This is a genomic window from Modestobacter sp. KNN46-3, assembly GCF_011039295.1.
This window is the reverse complement of sequence record NZ_JAAKGN010000046.1, coordinates 1-23240: the sequence shown is the minus strand read 5'-3', so window position 1 is coordinate 23240 and position 23240 is coordinate 1. Positions and strand designations below refer to the sequence as shown.

At 74.9% G+C, this 23240-nt stretch carries 24 protein-coding genes; 13 read left to right on the top strand and 11 right to left on the bottom strand.

The window, feature by feature from the left end:
* The 8 genes from G5C62_RS12045 (at position 1) to G5C62_RS12010 (ending at position 6693) form a co-directional block, all read left to right on the top strand.
* Positions 1 to 909, top strand: coding sequence for a DMT family transporter (locus G5C62_RS12045; protein WP_164701168.1), 909 nt, complete (start codon positions 1 to 3; stop codon positions 907 to 909).
* A complete protein-coding gene (locus G5C62_RS12040; RefSeq protein ID WP_277424776.1) occupies positions 906 to 1499 on the top strand; it encodes a DNA-3-methyladenine glycosylase I in 594 nt (197 codons plus the stop codon). Before G5C62_RS12045 ends, G5C62_RS12040 begins: the two co-directional genes overlap by 4 nt.
* Positions 1500 to 1615: 116 nt before the next feature.
* A complete protein-coding gene (locus G5C62_RS12035; protein WP_064972432.1) occupies positions 1616 to 1783 on the top strand; it encodes a DUF3117 domain-containing protein in 168 nt (55 codons plus the stop codon).
* Positions 1784 to 1872: 89 nt separating this feature from the next.
* Positions 1873 to 3405: a leucyl aminopeptidase family protein gene (locus G5C62_RS12030; protein WP_241175855.1), complete on the top strand. Its 1533-nt coding sequence runs from the start codon at positions 1873 to 1875 to the stop codon at positions 3403 to 3405.
* Between the two features lie 80 nt (positions 3406 to 3485).
* Positions 3486 to 3659: an antitoxin gene (locus tag G5C62_RS12025; protein WP_164701166.1), complete on the top strand. Its 174-nt coding sequence runs from the start codon at positions 3486 to 3488 to the stop codon at positions 3657 to 3659.
* Positions 3660 to 3731: 72 nt separating this feature from the next.
* On the top strand, positions 3732 to 5180 hold the full coding sequence (locus G5C62_RS12020; RefSeq protein ID WP_164701164.1) for a hypothetical protein: 1449 nt from the start codon (positions 3732 to 3734) through the stop codon (positions 5178 to 5180).
* Between the two features lie 239 nt (positions 5181 to 5419).
* Positions 5420 to 5998 (top strand): SigE family RNA polymerase sigma factor, encoded by a 579-nt coding sequence (locus G5C62_RS12015; protein WP_064972433.1) that lies wholly within the window; start codon positions 5420 to 5422, stop codon positions 5996 to 5998.
* On the top strand, positions 5995 to 6693 hold the full coding sequence (locus tag G5C62_RS12010; RefSeq protein WP_036337505.1) for a hypothetical protein: 699 nt from the start codon (positions 5995 to 5997) through the stop codon (positions 6691 to 6693). The genes G5C62_RS12015 and G5C62_RS12010 overlap by 4 nt, the downstream gene beginning before the upstream one ends.
* A 5-nt stretch (positions 6694 to 6698) precedes the next feature.
* On the opposite strand, the gene G5C62_RS12005 is transcribed toward G5C62_RS12010, so the two are convergent.
* Positions 6699 to 7103, bottom strand: coding sequence for a metalloregulator ArsR/SmtB family transcription factor (locus G5C62_RS12005; protein WP_231558429.1), 405 nt, complete (start codon positions 7101 to 7103; stop codon positions 6699 to 6701).
* Entirely contained in the window at positions 7100 to 7756 is a 657-nt protein-coding gene (locus G5C62_RS12000) for an SRPBCC domain-containing protein (protein WP_036337509.1), read from the bottom strand. The genes G5C62_RS12005 and G5C62_RS12000 overlap by 4 nt, the downstream gene beginning before the upstream one ends.
* A 218-nt stretch (positions 7757 to 7974) precedes the next feature.
* Here G5C62_RS12000 and G5C62_RS11995 point away from each other — a divergent pair, with 218 nt between their 5' ends.
* From G5C62_RS11995 to G5C62_RS11980, 4 genes are all read left to right on the top strand, one after another.
* Positions 7975 to 8901, top strand: coding sequence for an ABC transporter ATP-binding protein (locus tag G5C62_RS11995; protein ID WP_164701162.1), 927 nt, complete (start codon positions 7975 to 7977; stop codon positions 8899 to 8901).
* On the top strand, positions 8898 to 9779 hold the full coding sequence (locus G5C62_RS11990; RefSeq protein WP_241175854.1) for an ABC transporter permease: 882 nt from the start codon (positions 8898 to 8900) through the stop codon (positions 9777 to 9779). Before G5C62_RS11995 ends, G5C62_RS11990 begins: the two co-directional genes overlap by 4 nt.
* A gap of 103 nt (positions 9780 to 9882) precedes the next feature.
* Positions 9883 to 10635, top strand: coding sequence for a CPBP family intramembrane glutamic endopeptidase (locus tag G5C62_RS11985; RefSeq protein WP_156119243.1), 753 nt, complete (start codon positions 9883 to 9885; stop codon positions 10633 to 10635).
* Between the two features lie 119 nt (positions 10636 to 10754).
* On the top strand, positions 10755 to 11768 hold the full coding sequence (locus G5C62_RS11980) for a lipase (protein WP_164701160.1): 1014 nt from the start codon (positions 10755 to 10757) through the stop codon (positions 11766 to 11768).
* A gap of 35 nt (positions 11769 to 11803) precedes the next feature.
* Here G5C62_RS11980 and crtI read toward each other — a convergent pair whose 3' ends face one another.
* The 9 genes from crtI to G5C62_RS11935 form a co-directional block, all read right to left on the bottom strand.
* Entirely contained in the window at positions 11804 to 13312 is a 1509-nt protein-coding gene (gene crtI / locus G5C62_RS11975; protein WP_164701158.1) for an NAD(P)/FAD-dependent oxidoreductase, read from the bottom strand.
* A 38-nt stretch (positions 13313 to 13350) separates the two neighbouring features.
* Positions 13351 to 14232 carry a polysaccharide deacetylase family protein gene (locus G5C62_RS11970; RefSeq protein WP_164701156.1) on the bottom strand — a complete coding sequence of 294 codons (882 nt, stop codon included), beginning with the start codon at positions 14230 to 14232 and terminating at the stop codon, positions 13351 to 13353.
* 199 nt (positions 14233 to 14431) lie between these two features.
* Positions 14432 to 15988, bottom strand: a complete 1557-nt coding sequence (locus G5C62_RS11965) for a DUF2252 family protein (RefSeq protein ID WP_164701154.1) — start codon at positions 15986 to 15988, stop codon at positions 14432 to 14434.
* Between the two features lie 55 nt (positions 15989 to 16043).
* Positions 16044 to 17063, bottom strand: a complete 1020-nt coding sequence (locus G5C62_RS11960; RefSeq protein WP_164701153.1) for an ABC transporter permease subunit — start codon at positions 17061 to 17063, stop codon at positions 16044 to 16046.
* Complete coding sequence (locus tag G5C62_RS11955) at positions 17060 to 17974, bottom strand: ABC transporter ATP-binding protein (RefSeq protein WP_164701151.1); 915 nt, start codon at positions 17972 to 17974, stop codon at positions 17060 to 17062. The genes G5C62_RS11960 and G5C62_RS11955 overlap by 4 nt, the downstream gene beginning before the upstream one ends.
* A 106-nt stretch (positions 17975 to 18080) precedes the next feature.
* Positions 18081 to 19085 carry an MsnO8 family LLM class oxidoreductase gene (locus G5C62_RS11950; protein WP_241175853.1) on the bottom strand — a complete coding sequence of 335 codons (1005 nt, stop codon included), beginning with the start codon at positions 19083 to 19085 and terminating at the stop codon, positions 18081 to 18083.
* Complete coding sequence (locus G5C62_RS11945) at positions 19079 to 20728, bottom strand: SpoIIE family protein phosphatase (protein ID WP_164701149.1); 1650 nt, start codon at positions 20726 to 20728, stop codon at positions 19079 to 19081. The genes G5C62_RS11950 and G5C62_RS11945 overlap by 7 nt, the downstream gene beginning before the upstream one ends.
* Before the next feature lie 105 nt (positions 20729 to 20833).
* On the bottom strand, positions 20834 to 21946 hold the full coding sequence (locus G5C62_RS11940; RefSeq protein WP_164701147.1) for a spore photoproduct lyase family protein: 1113 nt from the start codon (positions 21944 to 21946) through the stop codon (positions 20834 to 20836).
* Positions 21947 to 21995: 49 nt separating this feature from the next.
* A complete protein-coding gene (locus G5C62_RS11935; RefSeq protein WP_164701145.1) occupies positions 21996 to 22445 on the bottom strand; it encodes a MarR family winged helix-turn-helix transcriptional regulator in 450 nt (149 codons plus the stop codon).
* 76 nt (positions 22446 to 22521) lie between these two features.
* Here G5C62_RS11935 and G5C62_RS11930 point away from each other — a divergent pair, with 76 nt between their 5' ends.
* On the top strand, positions 22522 to 23181 hold the full coding sequence (locus tag G5C62_RS11930) for a maleylpyruvate isomerase family mycothiol-dependent enzyme (protein ID WP_164701143.1): 660 nt from the start codon (positions 22522 to 22524) through the stop codon (positions 23179 to 23181).
* Positions 23182 to 23240: the final 59 nt, after the last annotated feature.

Sequence of the window (23240 nt, the reverse complement as noted above, 5' to 3'; positions counted from 1 at the left end):
ATGAGTCGGCGGGGCTGGGCGCTGTTCGTGGCGATGTCGCTGATCTGGGGTCTGCCGTACCTGCTGATCAAGGTGGCGGTGGAGGACTTCTCCCCGGTCGTGGTGGTCTTCCTGCGCTGCGCGATCGGTGCGGCGCTGCTCGTGCCATGGACCCTCGCCAGAGGACATCTGGGCACCGCACTGCGCCGGCACTGGCGGGCCCTGCTGCTGTTCACCGTGCTGGAGATGACCGGCCCCTGGCTGCTGCTGCCGTACGCCGAGCAGTCGCTGTCCAGTTCGCTGACCGGGCTGCTCGTCGCGGCGGTGCCGTTCGTGGCCGCGGTGGCGGCCCTGATCGCCGGGGACGAGGACCGGCTCTCCCCGCTGCGGGTGGTCGGGATGCTGATCGGGGTGGTGGGCATCGCCGCCCTGCTGGGGCTGGACGTCGGCGGGGCCCAGCTCAGCGCGATCGGGGCGGTCGCGCTGGTGGTGGTCGGCTACGCCGTCGCCCCGATCGTGATCAGCCACAAACTGCCCGACGTGCCGGGCGTGACGGCGGCGTCCTTCGCGCTGCTGTTCACCGCGCTGGTCTACGCCCCATTCGCGGTGCCCCGGCTCGGCGACGCCGTCGAGGCACCGACACGGGCCTGGCTCGCACTCCTCGCGCTGGGCACGGTCTGCACCGCGCTGGCCCTCGCGCTGTTCTTCGCGCTGATCCGGGAGGCCGGCCCGCAACGGGCGCTGGTGATCACCTTCGTCAACCCGGCGGTCGCCGTGCTGCTGGGCGTCCTGGTGCTCGACGAGCCGTTCACCCTGGGCCTGGCGCTCGGGCTGCCGCTGGTGCTCCTCGGCTGCGTGCTGGCCACCCGGCGCAGCCCCGTCCGCACCGCGCGGTCGGAGTTCGACGACGTCGACACCGCCGTCCCGTGACCGGCCGGACGCCGGACCCCGTGGAGGTGGCCGTGGTCGAGAGGTGCGGCTGGGCGACGAGTGCGCCCGAGTACGTCCGGTACCACGACGAGGAGTGGGGGGTGCCGCTGCACGGCGACGACGCGTTGTTCGAGCGGGTCACCCTGGAGGCCTTCCAGTCGGGCCTGTCCTGGATCACCATCCTGCGCAAGCGCCCCGCCTTCCGGGCCGCGTTCGCCGGCTTCTCGATCCCGGCGGTGGCCGCCTTCACCGGCGACGACGTCGAGCGGCTGATGGCCGATGCGGCGATCGTCCGCAACCGCGCCAAGGTGACGGCCGCAGTGCGCAACGCCCGGGCTGCGCTCGACCTGCCGGAGGGGTTGTCGGCCCTGTTGTGGTCCTTCGCCCCGACCGCGCCGCGTCCGCGGCCACAGGTCCTCGCCGACGTCCCGGCGACCACCCCCGAGTCGGTTGCGCTGGCCAAGGAGCTGAAGCGGCGGGGCTTCTCCTTCGTCGGACCGACCACCTCCTACGCCCTGATGCAGGCCACCGGGATGGTCGACGACCACGTCGCGACGTGCTTCCGGGTGGGGGTCACGTACCCGGACTGAGGGGTCCGGGTTGGTCGATGGCCGGAGATACGGGATCATGGACCGCACAGCTCTGCAGGAACAGTCGCCACACCACGGTCCAGCCGGGCCGTGGGTGGCCGGTGAAGGAGGCACGCATGGCGGCCATGAAGCCGCGTACGGGTGAAGGTCCCCTCGAGGTCACCAAGGAGGGCCGCGGCCTGGTCATGCGCGTCCCGCTGGAGGGTGGTGGCCGGCTGGTCGTCGAGCTGTCCCCCGACGAGGCGAGCGCCCTCTCCGAGGCCCTGAAGGGCGCGATCAGCTGAACACCGACGCGAGTCTGCCCCCGGGCAGCCCCGCGACAGACGACGCGGCCCCGGCCGTCGGCAGCACGCCGGCGACCGGGGCCGCGCCGTTGCCGCGGGTCGAGGTCGTCCCTGCGCTGCCGGTGCTGGGTCCCGACGACGTCCTGGCCGTGCCGGTGGGTGCCCGCGGTTCCCTGCCCGACTGGCTCACCGCGGCTGCCCAGCCGCCGGTCGACCCGGAGTTCCTCGCTGCGGCCCTGGCCGACACCGGCAACGGCGGCAAGCCCGGCGGGATCACCAACGTGCCGCTGCAGAGCCGGCACCCGCGCAGTGTGCTGGCGGTCGGGGTGGGCGATGCGACCCTGCCGCACCTGCGCTCCTACGTGGCGGTCGCCGTCCGGCGGGCCCAGACGCTCGCCGAGTCCGGCGCCCGCCGGCTCGTCCTGCCGTTGGACACCGGCGTCGCCCCGGCCGGGGCCGACGAGGTCCGTACCGCGGTGGAGACGGCGCTGTTGGCCGGTTACCGCTTCCGGGACACCTCCACCCCGCACCCGCCCCGGCTCGCCGAGGTCCTCGTGGTGGCCGCCGGTGCCGACGACCCGGCGGTGGCCGCCGGTGAGCTCGCCGGCCGGGTCGCTGCCGAGTCGGTGGTGTGGGCCCGCGACCTGGTCAACACGCCCAGCAGCACCAAGGACCCGGCCTGGCTCGCCGACCAGGCGCTCGGGCGGCTGGGCGCGGTCGACGGCGTGACGGTCACCGTGCTGGGGCCCGACGAGCTGCGGGCCGGCGGCTTCGGCGGCGTGCTCGCCGTCGGCGGAGGATCGGCCTCCCCACCGCGGGTGGTGATCGCCACCTACCGGCCGCACGGGGCCGGTCCGGCGCACCCGGTGCTGGTCGGCAAGGGCATCACCTTCGACACCGGCGGCATCTCGATCAAGAAGAACGCGGGCATGCGCGAGATGAAGACCGACATGGCCGGCGCCGCCGCGGTCCTCGCCGCCGTCGACGCCGCGGCCCGGCTGCAGCTCCCGGGTGCCGTCACCGCCGTCGTCGCGCTCTGCGAGAACGCCGTCTCCGGAACCGCCTACCGGCCGGCCGACGTCGTGCGGCACGTGGGCGGGCGCACCACCGAGGTGCGCAACACCGACGCCGAGGGCCGGCTGGTGCTCGCCGACGTCCTGGCGCACGCCCGGCTGGCGCTGGGCGCGACCGTGCTGGTCGACGTCGCCACCCTCACCGGGGCGATGAGGACGGCGCTGGGGGCTCGCACGGCCGGGCTGTACGCGACCGCCGACGGGCTCGCCGACGCCCTGCTCACCGCCGGCGGGCACGCCGGCGAGGCGTTCTGGCGGATGCCGTTGAGCGAGGAGCACGTCGGGCACCTGCGCGCGCAGCTCGACTCCCCGGTGGCCGATGCGAACAACGCCCCGGGCGACCCCGGGTCGACCACGGCGGCGCTGTTCCTGCAGCCCTTCGCCGGGGGCCTGCCGTGGGCGCACCTGGACATCGCCGGCCCGGCGCGTGCCGGCCGCGACGAGGCGGAGGTGGTCAAGGGCGGCTCGGGGTTCGCCGTCCGCACGCTGCTGCGCTGGCTGGAGGCCGGTGCACCGGCCGACCTGCCGGAACCGGTCGTGCGCGACTGAGCGGTTGGCGCCGCAGGTCGGTGGGCACTGCCGGGGTCGAGCCGCGCCGTCGGGCGCGACCGCATCCGAGGGGGATCCCCATGAGCATGATGGACAAGGCCAAGGGCGCGCTGAACAGCGACAAGGGCGAGCAGATCAGCGACAAGGGCCTCGACAAGGGCGAGCAGTTCGCGGACAAGAAGACCGGGGGCACGCACGACGCCCAGATCGACAAGGGCCGGGACGCCGCCGACGGCAAGATCGGCAACCAGTAACCGACGGTGCCGACGGCTGGGGCCTGAGCGCCCCAGCCGTCGCCGGTCGGCCGGGTCGGGCAGGATCGGTCCGTGACCGAGGAACAGCGCGGAGTCGTCTTCCCAGCCGGGCCCGACGGCCGGCGCAGCACCGCCACGCTCGGCCGGGCGGTCGTCGCCGACGCGCTCCGGCCGGTCGACCCGACCGGGGCGCGGGCAGCTGAGCAGGAGACCAACTGGCGGGCCGGCTACCTGCCCCACCTGCGCCGCACGGTGGAGGCGGGGCTGAGCTCGCGCGACGCGGCGCTGCAGATCGCCGGTGCGGGGCTCGACTCGCTGCACGCCCGGATGCGGGTGGCCGGACCGGGCGGCGAGACCGACCTCGGCGCGCTGCAGACCGCGCCGGCCGCTCGCCGGCTGCGCACCGTCGAGGTGACCGGGGACGCCGTACCCGAGCGCGAGCTGTCGTTGCCCTACCGCGGCGCCCGGCTGCGCGGTGACGACCTGCACCGCCGGTTGGTCGCCTGGGTCGACGCCGGGGTGGTCGAGCCCAGCTGCGCCGACGCCGTGCGCACCGTGGCCGACCATCCCGAGTGGCTCGCGCTGCCCGATCGCACGGTCGCGGTGCTGGGTGCAGGCGCGGAGATGGGGCCGCTGACCGCCCTGCTGCGCTGGGGTGCCCGGGTCGCCGCCGTCGACCTGCCCCGGCCGGCACTGTGGCAGCGGGTGCGCGAGACCGCCCAGCGCGGCGCGGGCACGCTGCTGCTGCCGGTCGCCGACGACGACACGGCCGGCGCCGACCTGATCACCGAGGTGCCCGAGGTCGCCGACTGGCTCGCGGCCCTGCCCGGCTCGCCGGTGCTCGGCAACTACGTCTACGCCGACGGCGCCACCAACGTCCGGGTCTCCACCGCCGTCGACGCGCTCACCCGGCGGCTGACCGGGGCCCGCCCCGAACTCGCGCTGGCGTTCCTCGCCACCCCGACCGACGTCTTCGCGGTGCCCGGCGAGGCGGTCGACCACTCCGTTGCCGCCTACGCCGCCCGGCCGCGGACGGCGAAGCTGGTGGGCCGGCCGCTGCGCACGCTGTCGGCCGGGCGGTTGCTGCGCCGGGCGTACGTGCCGGGTGCCGACCCGGGCATCGCCGACAGCCTGGTGCCGCAGCAGGGCCCGAACTACGCGCTGGCCAAGCGGCTGCAGCGCTGGCGTGCCTCGGTCGCCAGGGCGGCGGGCAGCACGGTGTCGATGAACGTCGCCCCGCCCACCCGAACCCGCTCGGTGGTCAAGAACCGCGCCCTGGCCGCCGCCTATGCCGGGGCCCACCGCTTCGGCGTGGAGGTGTTCGAGCCGGCGACGTCGAATGTGCTGATGGCGGCGCTGCTCGTGCACGACCTGCACACCGGTGGCGGCCCCGCGCAGCAGCACCCCTGGCAGGACGAGGCACACGCCGCCGCGCACGGCGGCCTGTGGCGCACCCCGTACGCCCCGCGCAGCGCGCTGGGGCTGGCGGCGGTGCTGGGCCTGGGCGCCGCGCGCAGCTGAACCGGCCGATGTCGTCCCGCTGACGGCCGGTCACCTCCACGGTCCACCCCCGCGGTGTGGCGGTCCGGTCCTATCACCCGCCGCACCGAGGTATGGGAAGCCAGTCCCGGTGTACCGGTGTCCCGGTTCCCCGCCCCGGAGCCCGCCGGCTGACCGGCGGCTGATCCGGCTGCCCTTGGGGGCATGCAACCTCCCGGCCCCGGATCCCGTCTCCAGGGCATGAACAGATCGGACACCACGTGAGGCCGGGGCGCGACGAGGAGTTCTCCACGTTCGTCGTCGCGAGGCGGGGCGACCTGCTGCGCTCGGCGACGCTGCTGGCGGCCGGTGACCGGCACCTGGCCGAGGACCTCGTGCAGGTCGGCCTCACCCGGCTCTACGTCGCCTGGGGCCGGCTGCGCGCACCGGAGGCGCGGTACGCCTACGCCCGCCGGGCGCTGGTGACCACGCTCATCGACGAGACCCGCCGGCCCTGGCGGCGTCGGGAGCACTCCCGCGCCGAGCTCCCCGACACCGCCGTCGACACCGCCGACGACCGGGACGACGAGATGCTGGCCCGGCTGCGACCGGCGCTGGCGCAGTTGCCGCCGCGGATGCGGGCGGCGGTGGTCTTCCGGCACCTGCACGAGCTGAGCGTCGCCGAGACCGCCGACGTCCTGAACTGCTCGCAGGGCACCGTGAAGAGCCAGACCGCCCGCGGCCTGGACCACCTCCGCCGGGCGCTCGGCGTCCCCCTGGAGGAGCCGTCGTCGGCCCCGCCGCCCGCCCGCACCGCCGTCGACCACCGCACCACCGTGACCACCTGGAGCGCCTCGTGAACGTCCACACCCTCCTGTCCGACGCCGCCGCCGAGGTCGACACCACCGTCGCCGACAAGACCGTGCAGGCGGACCTGCTCCGTGGCCGCCGTGCGCTCAGCCGCCGCCGGGCACAGCGCACGGGGGTGGCCGGCCTCGTCGTCGCCGGTGCAGCCGTCGGCGCGCTGGTCCTCGGTGGGGCGACCCCCACCCCGGTCAGCCCGGAGGCAGGGGGCAGCAGCGACACCGTCCTGGCGCCCGGGGCGATCGCGCTCGTCGACTTCACCGGCGACCAGCTGGCGGGGTACTCCGTCGACGAGGTCCCCGAGAGCTGGACGCTGCTGCACTCCGATCAGTACGCGCTCACCGTCGGGCCACGGTCCATGGTCGACACCGACCCGGACTCCTACGTGGGCAAGCTGACCGTGATGCTGCTGTCCGCCGACGCGACCCTGCCGACCGAGGGCACCACGGTCCCGGTCGGCGCCGGTGAGGGCGTCTACGTCGAGTCGGCGGACCAGGTGGACGTCGACCGGCCGGCGGCCGGGGGCCTGGGCGTCGACCCGTTCGCCGGCTCGCTGTTCTACGTCGACCAGGCGTCGGGTCTGCCGGTCGTCGTCCAGGTGCCGGCCGAGCTGGACTGGACGGCGGCGCAGGCCGCCGAGTTCGCGGCGGGCGTGCACGTGACCGACGCCGCCGAGCGCAGCGTCGGCTGATCCGGTCAGGCGGGGCGTCGACCGTCGGCAGCGGGGCGGTCCGGCTGGCCGGTCGTCGTCGGGCGGGTCCGCCGGCCTCGGGCCACCTCGGTGGCCAGCGCGTCCAGCGGCTGGGCGAACTGCGCCAGCGGGTCGACGAGCCCGGACAACCACGCGCGGGCGGCGTCCAGGCCGTCCGGGTCGAGTGCGTAGAACCGTCGGGACCCCTCGGCGCGCACCGTGACCAGCCCGGCGTCCCGCAGCACCCGGAGGTGCTGCGATACGCCGGGCTGGGAGATGGGCGCCCGGGCCTGCAGCGCCGCGACGATCTCACCGGCCGGCCGCTCGCCTGCGGCGAGCAGTTCCAGGACGTGCCGCCGGACGGGGTCGCCCAGCGCCTCGAATGCTCCGGTCACTGGTGCTCGGGTCACTGCGCTCCTGGCACGTCCTCGGGCGGGGTGGTGTAGAAGTCGACCGTACGGGCCGCCGCCTCCTGCGCCGGGCCCCGTTCGTCGCCGTCGGCGACCGCCGCGTCGGCCCAGCCGGTCGCCGCCCGCCGGACGAACTCGCGCCCCTCCGGCGACAGGGGGAACGCCAACGCCTCGGCCGGGTCGACCGCAGCGCCGCTCTCCAGGTGCAGGCCCAGCCCCATCAGGCCGAGGTCCCAGCCGACGCCCACCGCGCCCGGCCCGAACTGGTCCCACATCTCGGGGTCGACCGGAGCCTCGTGCAGCAGCTCCAGCTCGGTGCCGGTGGAAGCCGGGGTCAACCGGACCTGCAGCCAGGACACCATCGGCCCGTACTCCCAGGTGACCGAGAAGGTCTCCGGCGCCGCGCAGTGCTCGACGGTGCCACCGGCGTTGCCCTCGAGCTGGTAGCGGCCGCCGACGCGCAGGTCACCGCTCACCGGCAGGAACCAGCGGGGGAGCCGGTCCGGGTCGGTCACGGCGGCCCAGAGGTCGGGCCGGTCGGTCGGGTAGGTGCGGCGGGCGACCGCGATCCGGGTGGGTGTGCCCCCGCGGGAGCCGGTGCGGACCTCTCGGGTCACCAGCCCGGCGGATGCGGCGGCGTCGGTGATGGTCATGAGCCCTCCTCCATAAGCAGGAACTTATAGGTCGACCGTAGCCCGGGGACCGGACTTGGACAAGGCCGTGCGGCGCCGCTGCTCAGGGGCCGCTCAGGGACGCCGGTCAGGGGTGGTTCAGGGTCGGTTCAGGGCGCTCCCCGATGTCCCCGGTGCCGCGCCGCCGACAGGTTCGTCGGCATGGACACCACCTCTCCCGCCCACCCCGGGGGGACGCTGTGATCGTCGCCCGGGGACTCACCAAGACCTACGGCCCCAAGACCGCCGTCGACCACCTGAGCATCACCGTCGAGCCCGGCCGGGTGACCGGCTTCCTCGGCCCGAACGGGGCCGGCAAGTCCACGACGATGCGGATGATCCTGGGGCTGGACCGCCCCACGTCGGGCAGCGTGACCGTGAACGGCCGGTCCTACGCCGCGTCGCCGGCGCCGCTGCGCGAGGTCGGTGCGCTGCTGGAGGCCCGGGCCCTGCACCCCGGCCGCAGCGCCCGCGACCACCTGCGCTGGCTGGCCGCCAGCAACGGCATCCCGCGCACCCGGATCGACGAGGTGCTCGACCTGGTCGGGCTGGAGGCGGTCGCCGAGCAGCGGGTGGGTCGTTTCTCCCTGGGCATGGGTCAGCGGCTCGGCATCGCGGTGGCGCTGCTCGGCGACCCGCCGGTCGTCGTCCTGGACGAACCGGTCAACGGGCTGGACCCGGAGGGCATCCGCTGGGTGCGCAACCTCGCCCGGGAGCTGGCCGGGCAGGGCCGCACCGTGCTGGTCTCCAGCCACCTGATGTCGGAGATGGCGCTCACCGCCGACCACCTGATCGTGGTCGGCCGCGGACGGATGCTGGCCGACTGCTCGATGGCCGACTTCATCACCGAGCACGCGTCCTCCTACGTCCGGGTGCGCAGTCCGCGGGTCTCCGACGCCGAGGCGCTGCTGCGCGGCAACGGCCTGGACGTCGACCGGCTGGACGACGAGCTGCGGGTGCGCGGCCGGAACGCCGCCGAGATCGGTGAGCTGCTCGGCGGTGCCGGGCTGTACGTCCACGAGCTCGCCCTCGTCCAGTCCTCGCTGGAGGACGCCTTCATGACCCTGACCGCCGACAGCGTCGAGTACGCCACCCACCCGGCCGAGACCGCAGGAGCCGTGCGATGAGCGCCACCCCCACCATGAGCACCGCCCCGGCCCGACCCGGGAGCGGCTCCTCGTCCGCCGCCGACGTGGTGCGGCTCGACCCGAACCGGCACGTGCCCGGCGTCCGGCAGCCCGGCTTCGCGCAGGTGCTGCACGCGGAGTGGGTCAAGTTCTGGACCGTCCGCTCCACCCGCTGGTCGCTGGGCCTGCTGTTCGCACTCGGCGCCGGCCTGACGACGCTCGTCTGCTGGGCCGCGGCCACGGACCTGGCCGCCGGCGACACCGGGGAGGCACCGGCCGCCTTCCTCACCTGGGGGCTGCTGTTCTCCCAGCTCACCGCGCTGGCGCTGGGCACGCTGGTGGTCACCAGCGAGTACGGCACCGGGATGATGCGGGCCACCGTCACCGCGGTGCCCCGCCGCGGACGGGTGGTGGCGGCCAAGGCCGTGGTGCTCACCGTCGTGCTCTTCGTGGCCGGCGTGGTCACCGCGGTGGCCGGCTACCTCGGCGGCAACTGGTTCCTCGACCGGGAGGGCGTGGGCCTGGCCCTGTCGGACGACGGGGTGCTCCGCGCGCTGCTGGGCAACGGGCTGTACCTCGCCGGCCTCGGGGTGTTCGCGCTGGCCACCGGGCTGCTGATCCGGCACACCGCGGCGGCGCTGACCGTCGGCATGGCGCTGGTGCTGGTGGTCGGCAACGTCGCCTACGCACTGCCGGGCACGTGGGGGGAGTGGGTGGCCAAGCTGCTGCCCGGCAACGCCGGCGGGGCGGTCGCGCAGGTCGCTCCCTTCAACGGCGGAGCGGTGCTCGCCCCGTGGACCGGCTTCGGGGTCTTCGTCGCCGAGGTGGCCGCGCTGCTGCTGGTGGCGGTCCTGGTCTTCCGCCGGCGCGACGCCTGACAGCCTCAGCTCCCCTCGACTCCCCCTCACCCCGCGGTGAGGGGGGAGTCGCTGCGTCGACGGGGATGGACGGCGGGGCGCCGGGCACGGGAGGCTGCCGGTCGTGCGCCAGCGTGTGCTCGACCTCGCCCGCCGCCGGCCGCTGACCCTCGCCGCGGGGGCCACGGTGGTCTGGCACCTGGTGCTGTTCGCCGTCGAGGACCTGCTGCCGCCGTTGCGGCCGGGGTGGTTCCCCGACCTGGGGGCGGCGGTGGTCAACGTCGTGCTCGCCGGTCTCACCCTGGCGTTGATCGGCTGGCTCGGCTGGTGGCGCGAGACCGGGCTCGCCTGGCGGTGGCCGGACCGCTCGTGGTGGCTGCTGCTGCCGCTGCTGGGGGAGGGGCTGCTGCACCTCGTCGACGGGCTGGCCGGGTCGGCGACGGTGCTGGCCAGCGCGGCGGTGACCATGCTGGCGGTCGGGCTGGCTGAGGAGTCGCTCAGCCGGGGGCTGGTGCAGCGGCTGCTGAGCCCGCTGGGCCTGGCCCGGGCGGCGGTCCTGGTGGGCGTGCTGTTCGGCCTGGGACACGCGATGAGCGGGCTCTGGTTCGGGCGTGCGCCGGACGAGATCGCCTTCCAGGTGGTCAACACCGCCGCCTTCGGGTTCTGCCTGGCGGCGCTGCGCTGGCACGTCGGCACGCTCTGGCCGCTGGTCGTGCTGCACGCGTGGGTGAACGTCGCCAGCATCCGGAGCCCGGGAGCGCTGCCCGACGTCGTCCAGGTGTCGATCATCCTGGTGCTGATCGGCTACGGCTGGTGGTTGCTGCGGCTGCTCGACCGGCGACCGGAACGGACCCCGGACCCGGCCCGCACCGGCTGACCAGGGCACCGGCGCCGGCCCGCGGCGGCCGGACCTCGCGGTGCCGTCCGGTCGTCCCTCCCGCATCATCGGCTGGGCGGGGGCGGCGACGGAGCCGGCCCGGAGGACGGGAGTCGTCGATGCGCAGGTGCTGGACGGTGCTGGTCTGTGCGGTGGTGGTGCTGCTGGCCGGCCAGGGAACGGCGGCGGCGGCCCCGGTGGCCGGCGGGTACGCGGACCTGGACCAGCGCGGCCCCGCACTCGCTGTCCCGGCGGCGCAACTGGCCGCCTCGCTGCACTGCAACGGCCCGGTCACCAAGGGCGGGCGGGCACCGGTGCTGCTGCTGCCCGGCACCACGATGGACCCTGAGGTCGGCTTCGCCTGGAACTACGAGCGGGCGTTCGACCGCCTGGGCTGGCGCTGGTGTGCGGTGACCCTGCCGGACGACGCCACCGGCGACATCCAGGTGGCCGCCGAACACGTGGTCTCTGCGGTGCGCACGGTGAGCAAGCAGGCAGGCCAGCGCGTCGACGTGGTCGGCTGGAGCCAGGGCGGCATGATCGGACGCTGGGCGCTGCGGTTCTGGCCGGACACCCGGGCGATGGTGGACGACCTGGTCGGGTTGAGCCCGTCCAACCACGGGACGACGGTCGCCGACCTCGCCTGCCAGACCACCTGTACACCGGCGAACTGGCAGCAGCGGTCGATCTCCTCGTTCACCGCCGCGCTCAACAGCGGCGCGGAGACCTTCGCCGGCGTCTCGTACACGGTCGCCTACACCCGGGCCGACGAGGTCGTCGTCCCGAACGCCGGGCCCACCGCGAGCTCGGTGCTGCGTACCGGGGAGGGGCGGATCTCGAACATCGCCACCCAGGACGTCTGCCCGGCGAACGCGGCCGACCACTTCGCGATCGGCAGCTACGACCCGGTGGGCTACGCGATCGCGATCGACGCGCTGACCCACGACGGCCCGGCGGTGCGCGCCCGGGTCCCGGTGAGCACCTGCCTGCAGGCCTTCCAGCCCGGCGTCGACCCGGCGACCTTCGCGACCGATTACGCCGCGTTCGTCGCCTACGCCACGGACGGGGAGGGGGACGCCGCGGACGTCCCGGCTGAGCCCGCACTGCAGCCATACGTGTTCGCCCGGCGCTGAGGGCCCGCCCGGCGCCGGGTCGGACCGCCGCTGGGTCAGGCCGGGCCGATGAGCCCGGAGACGATCTCCGCGGAGAGGGTGACCAGCGGGAGCCCGCCGCCGGGGTGCGCTGAGCCGCCGACCAGGAACAAACCCGGGAGGCGGGCTGCGTTGGCCGGCCGCAGGAAGGCCGCGCGGGCCCCGTTGCTGGACGTGCCGTAGATCGAGCCGCCGGGGCTGGCGGTCTCCCGCTCCAGGTCGGCCGGGGTGCGCACCACCCGCCAGCGGACCCGGTCGCGCACGTCGAGCCCGCGGGCGGCCATCGTCGCCAGCACCTGGTCGGCGTAGCGGTCGGCCAGCCCGGGGGCGGTCCAGTCGACGCCGGTGCCCGGCTCGTGCCGCGGCGCGTTCACCAGCACGAACCACGACTCGCTGTCGGCGTCGGGTCGGGTGGCCGGGTCGTCGGGGGCGCTCACGTAGACCGTCGGGTCGGCGACCGGCCGGCTGGGCCCGCCCCGGCCGAACCTGCCCCCTCCGAACAGGGCGTCGAACTCGGCGTCGTAGTCGGTGGGGAACAGCACGGTGTGGTGGGCCAGCCCAGGCGTGCGGCCGCGGAGCGCGAGCAGCAGCACGAACCCCGAGGACGACGGCGTCACCCGGCGCAGCGCGGCCCGGACCCGCCGCACCGGCGCGTGCGGCGGCAGCAGGCTGCCGTAGAGGCTCGTCGCGTCGGCGTTGCAGACGACGACGTCGGCCGGCACCACCTCGCCGTCGGCCAGTCGCACCCCGGTCGCCCGGCCCGCCGTCACCAGCACCTCGCTGACCGCAGCGCCGGTGCGCACGACCGCTCCTCGCTCGACCGCGCGCGCGGCCACCGCCTCGGGCAGCCGGCGCAGTCCGCCGGGGACGTACCAGGAACCGAAGGCCTGCTCGGCGTAGGGCACGGTGAGCAGCGCGGCGGGTGCCCGTCGGGGGTCCGAGCCGGAGTAGGTCGCGTACCGGTCCAGCAGCATCCGCAGCCGCGGGTCGGTCAGGTACCGGTGCCCCAGGCCGCGCAGCGTGCGGCCGGGCGCGACGGTGCGGAGGTCGGCGGTGTTGCGGGCGAGCCGGGCCAGGGTGGCCGCACCGGCCAGCGGGGTGCGCAGGAACGGCTGCTCGGTGGCCCGCCACATCGCCTCGGCGCGGGTCAGCAGCGCCGTCCACTGCGCACCGCTGCCGGGTCCGAGGTCGGCGTCGAGCCGGGCCGGGATGTCGTCGCGGTGCCCGGGCAGCGCCGTCGTCGTCCCGTCGGCGAACCGGTAGGCCACCGCCGGGTCGAGCCGCTGCAACGGCAGCACCTCCGACAGCGGGGCGCCGGTGGCGACGAAGAGGTCCTCGAGCACCTGCGGCAGGGTGACCAGGCTGGGCCCGGTGTCGAAGCCGTGGCCGTCGCGGGCGTACCAGCCGAGCTTGCCGCCGACCTGCGGCGCCTGCTCCAGCACGGTCACCGCGTGGCCGGTCGCGGCCAGCCGGGCGGCGGCGGCGAGACCCCCGAGCCCGGCGCCGACGACGACGACCCGGGCCACGCCCCTCACGGTAGCCGCCGGCGTGCGAGCGCCGACGGTCAGAAGTCGGACTCCAGGTGGGCCAGCAGGGTGGCGCCGTCCCAGGTGGGCGGCGGCATGATCCGGCGGATGGTGAGCAGCGGCTGCGCCGGGTCCGTGGGCTCGGAGAGCTGGAACGCAGCCCGGTACCCGGCAGCGGCGACGTGCGGCAGCGCCTCCTGGTCCCACATCCCGTGCGGGTAGGCGATCAGGTCGACCGGGTGCCCGAGGATGCCGGCCAGGGTGGCCCTCGGGTCGTCGAGCTGCTCGGTCCACTGGCCGCCGGTCAGCTGGTCCACCCGCTGGTGGTCCCAGCTGTGCGCGCCGATCGTCATGCCGGCCGCGTCGAGCTCCCGCAGCTGGTCGCTGCTGAGCCAGTCCGGCTTGTCCAGCACCACGGTCATCGGGAAGAACGCCGCCGGGAAGCCGAACTCGCGGAGCACCGGCAGGGCCGCCGTGGCGTGGGTGACCGACCCGTCGTCGAAGGTCAGCAGCACGGGCCGGTCGGGGAGGGCGGTGCCGAACTGCAGGTGGTCGACCAGCGCCGGGGCGGTGACCGGGGTGTGACCGCCGTCGCGCAGCGCCTGCAGCTGGGCGGTGAGCACGGCCGGGGGCGTGATGATCGTGCGGGCGTAGGCGCTGTCGTCGGGGCGGAACTCGCGGATCTGGTGGAAGCAGAGCACCGGCACCGTCGACCGGGCGAGGATCTCCGCCGGCGTCCCCGGGGTGGGCGCTGGTTCCTCGGTCGGCGTGGGAGCCGCACTGGTCGACGCGGCTGCAGACTCTGCTGCCGACGTCGTGGCTGCCGACGTCGTGGGGGCAGCGGTCGGGGAACTGCCGGACCGGCTGCAGCCGGCGAGGAGGAGTGCGCCGCCGGCGGCCAGGAAGTCTCGTCTGCGCACGGCACCACCGTGGCCCACCCGGGGGCGCCGGGGCAAACCCCCGGCGTGGCGCCACCCGGGTGAGCAGCCGCAGGGGCCCCTGACAGCTCCGGCGGGAGCGAGGCCGCCGACGGGGTCTACCCGCCCCACCGACCGTGGAGCCGTGCCGGGGCCCGGCTCCACGGTCGGTCTGGTGGCTCACGCTCGCCGACCGCCGAGGTCAGCGGTAGACGACGTCCACGCTGCGGAAGGCGCCCAGCTCGTGGTCGGCGACGAAGTACTCGTGGTCCCGGCGGATCCGCTCGGCGGCCTCCTCGGCGAAGCGGAGGACGTCGTCGACGAACAGGTCCCGCCCGCCGATCGCCTCCAGGATCGCCGGCTCGACGTCGTAGTCGACGTTGCCGGTCTCGTCCGACATCGCGTGCGTGTGCGCCAGGACCCGCCCGCAGATCCCGGCGTACTCCTTCCACTCGCTCGTCGACAGGGAGCCGAGGCTGATGTCGTCGCGGAACGGCGCCCGCTCGCGGACCATGAAGCTGTGCCCGTCGATGTCGACGCTGCCGTAGAAGACGTCGCCGTCGACCAGGTGCACCCGCTGCGCGTGCCGGATCCGGTCACCCTGCTTGTCGACCTCGTACCCCGACGGCGGCACCAGCCCGGCCAGTGCCGAGCGGCGGGCGCGCTTGAACTCCAGCAGCAGGTCGTCCGTGCCGTCGTCCCGCACGCCGGCGATGAGGACGTAGTACCGGGTCAGGCCCAGGGAGGCGGTGCCGGCGCCGCGCCGCTCGGCGACGTCCTTCACCCGCATCCGGCCGGCGCGCTCGGGCACCGCGACCTCGTTCTCGGCGACGTAGCGGTCGACGATCTCCTGGAACTCCTCCCGGCGGCTGCTGACCGGCACCAGCTCCTCGTCGGTGCGGAAGCCGCGCCGGGTCTCCTCCAGGAGGTCCTCCAGCCACTCGGCGCGGCTGGTCTCCAGCGTGCTGGCGAGCAGCTCGGCGATCAGCGGCGGGGCGTTGTCCATCCGGAGCTGCTCGGTCTGCTCCTGGCCGTCGGCGGCGTAGGAGGCGATCCCGGACACGTAGCCGCGCACGAACCGGCGGGCGATGGCGCGCTGCTTCTTCGGGCTGAGATCGGACTTCTCGGCCGCGCCGAGCATGAACCCGACGGCGCCGCGCTTGAGGTCCCAGGTGAAGGGCGCGTAGTAGGCGTCGTCGAAGTCGTTGACGCTGAAGATCGGCACGTTGTCGGAGCTGGGCATCACGCCGAAGTTGCCGGGGTGGACGTCGCCGAGGGCGAGCACCGTGGGCAGCCGGGCGTCCTCGCCGACCAGGTCGCGGTAGAAGAGCAGGTTCGTGCCGCGGAAGAAGTGGAAGACCGAGCCGGCGAGCTTGTCGAACTTCGCCCGCGCCTCCAGGTCACCGGTGGCGATCCGGGTCTCGTGGTCCTCACGCACGGTCTCCCGTACGTGCACCCGGCGGTCGTTGCCGCTGAGCATCCGGGGGATGAGCACCATCTCGCCCCGGGCCCGGGCCTCGGCCAGCAGGCGGAACGCCTCGACCCGCGAGTGCACCGGCCGCGAGCCGTCGCCACGGACGCCGTCGGACGAAGCGCTGTCGGACGCGGCGCCGTCGGACGCGGCGCCGTCGCCGGAGTCGCCGGACGTCAGCGCGGCGATCAGTTGGTCCTTGGTCATCGACGAGCGTCCGGGTACGTCCTGCTCGCGCGCGCGGCGCAGCAGTTCGGTGCGGGTGGCGGACTCGAGGTCTGTGTCCATGTCCCTCCGCCTACCCCGACCCGCCCGGGTCCTGAAACCCGACCGGCTGAGCGGGTCAGTGCAGGTCGCGGCGGGTGAACAGCACGGTGCCCAGGGTCAGGACGACGCCGGTCACCACGGCCATGAAGACGCCGGCCTGCAGGTTGCCCAGCAGGTACTCGGTGGACTCCCCGGTGATCGGGTCGGAGCCGAGGAACAGGGTCAGGCCGTCGGGCACCACCAGGGCCGAGGCGTTGTTGGTGAGCAGCCAGGGCTGCCACTCCAGCCGCAGGGCGCGCGCCGCCGTCTCCAGCACCGCGAAGTAGACGAACCCCACCCCGAGCGCCGCGCCGGTGTTGCGCACCAGGTTGGTCAGGCCGAACCCGAGCAACCCGGCCAGCGTGGTGAGCAGCACGCCGCGTCCGGCGGTGGCCAGCAGCTCCGACCAGAACCCGTCGGGCAGGGCGACACCGTCGCCGGCGAAGGTCCGCCAGAGGCCGGCCATCGCCAGCCACGCGCCCTGCGCGACCACGCCCAGGACGGCGGAGGCCACGGCGACGACGACGATCTTGGCACCGATCACCCGGGGCCGCCGGGTCTCCCAGAACAACAGCGCGATCATCGAGCGGGAGGACCACTCGGCGCCGACGAACGTGGCGCCGATCAGGAAGGCCAGCACCGCACCCGCCGCGCTGAACGTCACCGCCCCGGCGACGCCGTCCGCGGCGAAGGAGAACGGCGCCGGGTCCAGGTACCAGTCGAGGTCGAGGTCCGCGGCGGTGACCGGCGCGCCACACCACTCCTCGGGGGAGACGTCCGCCGGGACGTCGTCCGAGGCCAGGCACTCCTCCCGGAACTCGTTCGCCCGTTCCACCTCCACCTGCAGCTGCTGCTGTGCCGCGGCGAGCCGCTCGGGCGTGGGGGAGGCGTACTGGGTGAGGCCGATGGCGGTGGAGGTGGCCCAGCCGAGCGCCGCGAGGAGCAGCAGCACCTGGATGAACCGGCGGGCTCGGAAGCGGTGCGCCTCGGCCCTGAGCAGCCCGCTGAACCGGCCGGCGGGTGCGGTCGGGGGCGCCTCGGTGCGGGCGGCGGTCATGCCGGCTCCGCCGTCAGCGCCAGGAACGCGCTCTCCAGGTCCGCCGCCACCGGGGTCAGCTCCTCCAGGTAGTGGCCGTGCTCGGCGAGCACCCGGGTGACCTCACCCGGCGCCGGGACGGCGGAGACCAGCAGCGCGTCCTCGGTCGGGGTGACGGTGAAACCGGCTGCGGTGAGCACCGTGGTCGCGGCCGCCCGGTCGGGCACCCGCACCCGCACGTCCCCGGAGGACCGGCCGGCGAGCACCTCGTGCACCGGGCCGGAGGCGATGCAGCGGCCCCGCGCCATGATCGAGACCTGGTCGGCGACCTGCTCGATCTCGGCCAGCAGGTGCGAGCTGAGCAGCACCGTCGTCGACCCGTCGCGGCCCAGCCGGCGGATGAGCTCGCGCACGTCCCGGATGCCGGCCGGGTCCAGCCCGTTGCTGGGCTCGTCCAGGATCAGCAGCTGCGGGGACTTCAGCAGCGCGGCGGCGATGCCCAGCCGCTGCTTCATCCCCAGCGAGTAGCCCTTGAACCGGTCGTCGGCCCGGTCGCGCAGCTCCACGGTCTCCAGCACCTCCTCGACCCGGCTGCGCGGCACCCCGGCGGTCTCGGCGAGCAGCCGCAGGTTGCGGCGGCCGGAGAAGCCGGGGAAGAACAGCGGGGTCTCGACCAGCGCGCCCACGCTGCCGATCACCTGCGGGAGCCCGTCGGGCACCGGCCGGCCCAGCAGTCGCACGTCGCCTGCATCGGGCCGGATCAGGCCCAGCAGCACCCGGATGGTCGTCGTCTTGCCCGAGCCGTTCGGCCCGAGGAACCCGTGCACGCCGCCGGACTCGACCACCAGCTCCAGGGAGTCCAGGGCCTGCTGCGGCGGGCGGCCGCGTCGGGCGTAGCTCTTGGACACCGCGCGCATCTCCACGGCCGGCACGGGTGCCTCCTGTCGCGACGGGGCTGGGCGGGAGCACCGTGGCACAGCGCGCGCCCGGGCGACACCACCTGGCGTGCGTGTCCGGAACGGGTTCGGCCGCCGGGGGTCAGTGGGCGGTACGCGGTGCGCCGAGGAGCGCTGCCAGTGCGGCGTCGGAGGCGGCGAGCGCCGTCCGGTCGTGCGTGCTGCTGGCGGCGACCAGCTCGGCGGCGCCGGTCCGGTCGAGCAGCTCGGCCAGCCGGCTCGCCACCTGGGCGGGGGTGCCGGCGATCGCCGCGGCGGCGGTCTGCTCGACGTAGGACTGCTGGCGCGCGGTGAGGGTGCGGGCCCGGATCGCCGCCACCGGCTCCAGGGGCGGGAAGACGCCGGTGGTGCGGGCCTGGGCCATGGCCCAGGCCTCGGGCAGCAGCAGGTCGGCGGCCTCGCCCGAGGTGTCGGCGACCAGCACGTCGAGACTGATCGCCACCCGCGGCTCCGGTGCCGCCTCGCTCGGCCGGTAGCTGCGCCGGTACCCCGCCAGCGCGGCCAGCCCGGGCTCCGGGTCGCCGGCCACGCCCAGCAGCGGGCCGCCGACGATCACCGGCAGCCCCAGCTCGGCCGCCACGGTCAGTCCCGAGCCGGTGGCCAGCACGTACACCGGGACGGCGGCGGCCGGGCGGGGGTGCGCGGTGATCGGCGCCGAGCCGGCGAGGAACGCCCGCAGCTCGGTCAGGTCGTGGGCGAAGTCCGGCTCACCGGTGGAGCGCAGCGCCTGCCGAACGGGGGCGGTGAAGCCGGGGGAGCGGCCCAGCCCCAGGTCGACCCGGCCGGGGGCAAACGCGCTCAGGGTGGCGAACTGCTCGGCGACGACCAGCGGCTGGTGGTGCGGCAGCATCACGCCGGCCGAGCCCAGCCGGATGGTCGTCGTCCGGCCGGCGATCGCGGCCAGCAGCACCGCCGGGGCGGCACCGGCGACGCCCGGCACGCCGTGGTGCTCGGCGACCCAGAACCGCTCGAAGCCCAGCCGCTCGGCGGCGGCCGCCCGATCCACGGTGCCGATGAGCGCCGCCGCATCGGGCTCGCCGACCCGGGTGCGGGAGCGGTCCAGCAGTGAGAGCGCCGGACTCAGCACCGCAGGGCGAGGACGGCCAGGTCGTCCCGCTCGTGGCGGGAGTCCTGCCGGTGCCGGTCGACGGCGGCCTGCACGGCCTCGACCGTCTCCTCGGCCGAGCGCGGTGGGCCGCTCTCCAGCAGTCGGACCAGACCGGACTCCTCGAACTGCACCCCGGAGTCGTCCCGGGCCTCCGTCACGCCGTCGGTGTAGAGCACCAGGGTGCTCCCGGCGGACAGCTCGACGGCGACCTCGCCGAAGTCCGAGTCGACGGCCATGCCCAGCGGGCGTCCCACCGCGCCCACCTCCGTGCACTCGCCGGTGGAGGAACGCAGCACCGGACGGGGGTGTCCGGCGACGGTGAGCCGCGCGGAGGCACCTGCGCTGTGCGGGCGGAGCACCAGGCAGCAGGCGGTGACGAAGCGGAGCGGGCCGGGGCCGGCCTCTCGGATCAGCGCGGCGTTGACCGCGCGCAGCACATCGGCTGGACCGGAGTCGGCTGTCGCGGCGGCCCGTGCGGTGTGCCGGGCGAGCGCGGCTGTCGCGGCGGCCTCGGCCCCCTTGCCGCAGACGTCCGCCATCAGGACCATCCAGCTCCCGCCAGGCAGTGGCAGGACGTCGTAGGTGTCCCCGCCGACGAGCAGCCCTCGGCCACCGGCGCGGTAGCGGGCCGCGATCCCGACGCCGGGGATGGCCGGCAGCGAGGGCGGCAGCAGGCTGCGCTGCAGCGTCTCGGCCAGGGAGCGGATCTGCGACTCGGCGCGCAGCCGGCTGAGGAACTGGCCGATCTGCCGCCCGGCGGTCGCCAGCACGTCGAGCAGGTCGTCCGGCACGGGACGCGCTTGCCGGGAGAACAGCTCGCACACGCCGAGCAGGGTGTCCCCGTACAGGACCGGGAAGGCCACGCCGGTGCGGACGCCATCGGCGTGCGCACCGTCCCGGCGCAGGAAGCGCGGCTCGGACCACAGGTCCTCGAAGACCACCGGCCTGCGCTCCTGCCAGGTGACGCCGGGCAGTCCCTCGCCGCGGCCGAGCGAGAGCCCGCGCGCGCGAGCACGCAGGTTGGGCACCTCGCCACCCGGTGCTGCCCAGATGTCGGCACAGGTGAGGCGGCCGGTGACCTCGTGAGGACGCCAGATGGTGGCGGCGTCCCAGTCCAGCTCGTTGCAGAGCGTCGGCAGCAGCTGCTGGAAGGCGGCGTCGGCGTCGGGTGCCTCGGTCAGCGCTGCGGTGACCCGCTGGATCGCAGCCAGGTACCGGCTCACCTGGAACTGGCGTTCCAGGAGGATCGTGGTGCTGGCGTCCCGTAGGACGGCGACCACCAGGGCGCCGTCGACTGCTGCGCCCTCGGCGGCCAGCCGGGAGATCGTCAGGTCGACCGGCACCTCGTGCCCGGCGACGTGCAGCGCCGGCAGTTGCGTGGTCGCCCCGACCAGCTCACCGCGGCCGGTGGCCGCGTACCGGGCGAACCCGGTGCCGTGCCCGCGGCGCAGGCGTTCGGGCATGAGCACCGTCAGGGACTCGCCGATCAGCTCCTCGGGCCGGTGGCCCAGCAGCGTGTGCACGGCTGGGTTGACGTAGGCGATGCGACCGTCCCGGTCGGCGACCACGACGGTGTCCGGGAGTGCCTCGAGCAACGCCGGCGCAGTACGCGGGTCGAACATGTGGTCTCCCTGGGAACGAGGTCTGGTCGCCCCGACCGCAGACTGCTCAGGGTCGCACATCGGACGACGCTGCGCCGGGCAGCACCTCGGCCCGTGCGGGGCGACTCAGAAGGCGTAGCGGACGTGCAGCCACGGGGCGTGCTGCCGGATGAGCTGCTGCAGCCGGTCGACCCCGGCCCGCTTCACGTCGTTGCGGTACCGGACGTTGACCTGGCCGTTCTGGCTGACCTTGGGCTGCTGGAGCTCCGGGCGCCAGAGCAGGTCCTCGGCCTGGGGGTGCCAGCCCAGGTTGACCTGGTGCAGCCCCTCGTTGTGGGTCAGCATGATCACCTCGGCGGCGGCCTGGGCCTTCGCGGCGTCGCCCAGCTCGTCGTCCAGCTGCTGCAGCAGCGCCGTCCAGTCGGCCTCCCAGCCCTCGCGCAGCACGACGGGGGAGAGGTTGAGGTGCACCTCGTAGCCGGCCGCGACGAAGTCGTCGACGGCGGCGATCCGCTCGCCGACCTTGCTCGTGCGCACGTCCAGGACCGTGGCGTCGGCCTGCGGCATCAGCGAGAAGCGGACCCGGGTGCGGCCCTGCGGGTCGAGGTCGAGCAGGTGCTCGTTGACGTACTTGGTGGCGAAGGAGGCCTTCGTCGTCGGCAGCTCGCGGAAGGTGGCGACCAGGTCGGCGACGTTGTCGCTGACCAGTGCGTCGACCGAGCAGTCGCTGTTCTCGCCGATGTCGTAGACCCAGCTCTCCGGGTCGCACTGGTCGGGCTCGGTCTTCGGTCCCTGGCGGGCGACGTGCCGGCGCAGGTAGCCGGTGATCTGCTCGATGTTGGTGAACACCGTGATCGGGTTGGCGTAGCCCTTCTGCCGCGGCACGTAGCAGTAGGCGCAGGCCATCGCGCAGCCGTTGGCGGTGGACGGCGCGATCCAGTTGGCCGAGCGGCCGTTGGGCCGGGCCGACAGCGACTTCTTGACCCCGAGCACCAGCGTCTCGGTCTTCACCCGCACCCAGCGGTCGACGTTGCCCTCGTTGCCGTGCAGCGTCGGGATCTGCCAGTGCGAGGGCACCTCCACCAGCTCCGCACCGGGGAACCGGGCCAGCACCTGCCGCCCGCGCGGAGAGGCGGCGGCCGCGGGCTCCGCGTAGACCGTGCGCACCTGCAGCAGCCGGTTCTCGACCGGTGCCTCGGGCGGGAGGACGTCGTCGAACAGGGTCAGTGCGTCCGTCACACCTGGTGCAGCGCCGTCCGCCCCTGCGCTGTTCCACCGGGCCGGGGGGTCACGCCCAGGGATCGGTGATCTCCCGCAGCTGGGTCAGTGCCGCGCGGAGCGCCGTCATGGACTCCGGGCCCAGGTGCGTCGCCCACTCCGCCTCGACGGTGGCGACGACGGGGGCCGCGAGTGCGGCTGCCTCCCGGCCACGAGCCGCGAGCCGGATCAGCCGGGCCCGGCCGTCCGAGGGGTCGGGGACCCGCTCGACGTAGCGACGCCGCTGGAGCTGGTCGACCAGCTCGCCCGCGGTCTGCTTGGTGACCTGCGCCTGGGCGGCCAGGTCGGTGAGCCGGCTGCCGTCGTCGGCGACGCGCTGCAGCAGCCGGGCCTGGGCGAGCGTGATCTCGAACCCTGCCTCGGCGAGCGCGGTGAGCACCCGGCTCTCCAGCGCCCGGTAGGGATAGAAGAGCAGCAGCCCGGTGTTCGGCTCCACGGCATCCGGTCGCTCGGCGGTCATCGCACCCCTTGTGCAGTCACGGCATCCCGAGGATCGTCAGGGATCCTGACGGAATCTACCGGCCGAGGGGGCCGCGATGGACGGCGACGAGCTCTGGACGACGATCGACACCGAGCGGTCGACGCTCGCGGACCTGCTGGAGGAGCTGGCCCCGGCCGAGTGGGAGCACCCCTCCCTGTGCGCCGGCTGGCGGGTGCGGGACGTCGCGGCGCACCTCACCCTCGCCCACACGGGGGCAGCGAGCGCCCTGCCGGCGCTGGTCCGGGCCCGCGGCAGCTTCGACCGGATGGTGCACGACACCGCGTGTGCCGCCTCCGTCGCGCCCCCGGCGCAGCTGGTGGCCGGCATCCGGGCGATGGTGGGTTCGCGCCGGCACGCCGTGGGGACGACGCAGCTCGAGCCGCTGATCGACGTCCTGGTCCACGGGCAGGACATCGCCGTGCCGCTGGGCCGGGAGCGCGCCGTGCCCCCGGCGGCGGCCGCGGCGGCCGCGACCCGGGTCTGGTCGATGGGCTGGCCGTTCTGGGCCCGGCGCCGGCTGCGTGGGGTGCAGCTGGTCGCCACCGACTCCGACTGGCACGCCGGCTCCGGCCCAGTCGTGCAGGGCAGCACCGGTGCGTTGCTGATGGTGCTCACCGGTCGCCGGTGCGGGGTTGCGCAGCTGTCCGGGCCGGGGGTGAGCAGGTCGAGAGCGAGGGCGCCCACCACGAGCAGCAGGATGCCGACGCCGGTGTAGGCGACGGCGTAGCCGATGCTGGCCAGCACAGAGGACCTCCGAGTTGGGGGACGGCGGAG